Origin of the sequence: Streptomyces specialis (assembly GCF_001493375.1) — a bacterium.
GTDB classification, from domain to species: Bacteria; Actinomycetota; Actinomycetes; order Streptomycetales; family Streptomycetaceae; genus Streptomyces; species Streptomyces specialis.
The window spans coordinates 1-2,654 of record NZ_LN929836.1; the positions used below are offsets into that span (position 1 = coordinate 1).

4 protein-coding genes are annotated in these 2,654 nt (G+C 73.0%); 2 read left to right on the forward strand and 2 right to left on the reverse strand.

The genetic code is table 11. The annotated features are described in order from the left end of the window. Both BN2279_RS07830 and BN2279_RS07835 read right to left on the reverse strand, forming a co-directional pair. On the reverse strand, positions 1 to 364 hold a 364-nt coding region (locus tag BN2279_RS07830), incomplete at its 3' end, for a DUF6153 family protein (protein ID WP_234347604.1). Between the two features lie 5 nt (positions 365 to 369). Then, positions 370 to 879, reverse strand: a complete 510-nt coding sequence (locus BN2279_RS07835) for a DUF4396 domain-containing protein (RefSeq protein WP_059007814.1) — start codon at positions 877 to 879, stop codon at positions 370 to 372. Positions 880 to 1,221: 342 nt separating this feature from the next. Here BN2279_RS07835 and BN2279_RS07840 point away from each other — a divergent pair, with 342 nt between their 5' ends. Together BN2279_RS07840 and BN2279_RS07845 are read left to right on the forward strand one after the other, a co-directional pair. Further along, a complete protein-coding gene (locus tag BN2279_RS07840) occupies positions 1,222 to 1,494 on the forward strand; it encodes a heavy-metal-associated domain-containing protein (RefSeq protein WP_059007816.1) in 273 nt (90 codons plus the stop codon). 55 nt (positions 1,495 to 1,549) lie between these two features. Next, complete coding sequence (locus tag BN2279_RS07845) at positions 1,550 to 2,533, forward strand: hypothetical protein (protein WP_059007818.1); 984 nt, start codon at positions 1,550 to 1,552, stop codon at positions 2,531 to 2,533. Positions 2,534 to 2,654: the final 121 nt, after the last annotated feature.

The window sequence follows — 2,654 nt, forward strand, 5'->3', positions numbered from 1 at the left end:
CGCAATGAGGTGGAGTCAAGATGCATGTCTTGTCGCCGGACAGCCGCTGCCACAGACGCCAGCACAACCCTCGCGGCCGGCGGGACGGAGGGTAAATAGAGGGCGGGGGCCGGCCGTCCCCGGCGCCCGCCGCGCAGGTGGTGTCGGCGTGCTGGACGTGCCCGCCGTGGCCCTCGTCGGCGTGCGCGCAGGGGTGCCGGTGGTCGGCGGCGGAGACCGTGCCGCCGGGCATGCCGGGCGTGGCCGGGCTCGCGGCCGGGAGGCCGTGCATGGTCAGCACCCCGGCGAGGACCGCCAGAACGAGCAGCGCCCACCGCGTCCGCACCCCGTGGGGCGCGGTCGCTGGTGGGCGCGGCCGGAACATGCCGGTCATCGTATGCCGTGGTACTTGTGCGTCACGGCGTGACCCTTGCCACGGGCGATCAGCCACTTGTTCACCGGGGTCGTCACCACGAAGGCCACGGCGAACGCGAAGGCCAGCGCGCCCCAGAACAGGGCGTCCGACAGGTGCGCGTCCATCGCGCCGGGGACGAGCAGCAGCGTCGCGTTGTCCACGATCTCCATGACCGTGATGGACAGCGTGTCGGCGGCCAGCGCGACGCCGATCGCGGCGCCGAGCGCGACGCCCGCCCTGGTCACGGCGTAGAGGGTGAACGAGTAGCCGAAGACGAAGGCCAGCGCGATGGCCAGCGCCATGGTGGGGGCCGTGCCCCAGCCGAGGGCGGTGCCGATGACCATGCCGAGGACCTCGCCGATCGCGCAGCCGGTGAGGCAGTGCAGGGTGGCGCGGGCGGCCATGCCCCAACCGGTGGTGCCGGAGCCGTGGTGCGCGTGCTGGGTGTGGTGGGTGTGCTGAGTGTGGTGGCTGTCGTGCCGCATGGAATGCCCCAAGGGTCATCGGGTCGTGCTGTCGATACCCGGAACGTATACCCCCCAGGGGTATAAGGCAAGCCTGTGAGGGCGAGTCGCGGATCTTCGGTGGCGGGAATGTGCTCGTGTTGGCGGACGGGAACGCCGACGCGCGTGCCATCGTGCTCCCAGGTGTGCGGGGTGGGGGTGGCGGTCGTTCCACGGTGTGGCTCCGGCCACTCCCTCCCTCCTTGACAGATACCCCCCAGGGGTATTTAGTGAGGCACGTGCCAGTGCGGCGCGCCGAGGAACAGAAGACGCGCCGGGCATCGTTCGCACACAGCGACACGACCACGTACACGAGGAGTCCTGATGAGCACTTCCGCCCCGGCCACCGTCGCCACCTACACCGTCACCGGCATGACCTGCGGCCACTGCGTCGGGTCCGTGACGGCCGAGCTGACCAAGCTCCCCGGTGTCGGCGGCGTGGACGTCGACCTGAAGTCCGGGCGCGTCACGGTGACCAGCGAGGCGCCGCTCGACGACGCGGCCGTGGTCGCCGCCGTCGAGGAGGCGGGGTACGAGGTCGTTCCCGCGCCGGGCGCCGAGGCGTCGGGCTGCTGCGGGGGCGGCGGCTGCCACTGAGCCGCGCGCCTGAGACACACAGCGACAGCAGCGGGAACAGGAAGGAGAGCGAACGATGAACGCCGCGACCAAGGTCGGCGCCTTCGGGGCGTGCCTCGCCCTGACGTTCGGCGTCGCGTTCGGGGTGGGCGGCGCCGTGGGGAAGATCGGCTCGGACCCGGAGCCGTCCCGGCACGGGGACACCGACGGCCAGGACGAGCCGGACGGGCACGACGGCGAGCCGGGGAGCCATGGCGCCGGATCGGTGGACCACGAGGCCGCCGCCGCGACCTCCGCCGCCTACCGGGGGTACTCCCTCGACCCCGCCGGCGGGCCGCTGACCCCCGGCGAGCCCACCGACTTCCGCTTCCGCGTGCTCGGCCCGGACGGCGCCCCGCTCACCGGCTACGAGAAGGCGCACGGCAAGGACCTGCACCTGATCGTCGTCCGGCGCGACTTGGCCGGGTACCAGCACCTCCACCCGGTCCTCGGCGACGACGGCGTCTGGTCCGTCCCGCTGACGCTGGAAACGCCGGGGGAGTACCGGGTCTTCGCCGACTTCGTGCCGGCCGGGGACCCAGACGGCGCCCTCACCCTGGGCGCGGACGTGACCGCCACCGGCGCGTACGATCCCGCGCCGCTGCCCGGCCCGGCGCGGACCGCGACCGTCGACGGCTACACCGTGACCCTCGACGGCGGCCTGGTGGCCGGCGGCGGGAGCGAGCTGACGCTGTCCGTCAGCGAGGACGGCCGCCCGGTCACCGACCTGGAGCCGTACCTCGGCGCCTACGGCCATCTGGTCGCGCTGCGCGCCGGTGACCTGTCCTACCTGCACGTCCACCCGGAGGGCGAGCCGGGCGACGGCCGGACCCCGGCCGGGCCGGACGTCACGTTCCACGCGCAGGCGCCGGGCGCGGGGGCGTACCGCCTCTACCTGGACTTCCGGCACGGCGGCGAGGTCCGCACCGCCGAGTTCACCGTCGAGGCCGCGGAGGCCACCGGCAGCGCGACCGGCGCGGGCGCGTCCCACGGCCATGCCCTGCCCCTTATACACATCTGACGCCGCCGGCGGAGAGGGGAGGGGGGGTAGCGGGGGCTGCGGGCTGTCCAACTATGAGCACTGCGATCTCACGTGCTACATACACAATCCCCTTCTATCGGTACCATCCCATACCATCGCA

What these genes read in the sequence shown, in the direction of transcription:
- BN2279_RS07835 (WP_059007814.1), bottom strand. Translation starts at nt 879, where the DNA reads ATGCGGCACGACAGCCACCACACTCAGCACACCCACCACACCCAGCAC.
- BN2279_RS07840 (WP_059007816.1), top strand. Translation starts at nt 1,222, where the DNA reads ATGAGCACTTCCGCCCCGGCCACCGTCGCCACCTACACCGTCACCGGC.
- BN2279_RS07845 (WP_059007818.1), top strand. Translation starts at nt 1,550, where the DNA reads ATGAACGCCGCGACCAAGGTCGGCGCCTTCGGGGCGTGCCTCGCCCTG.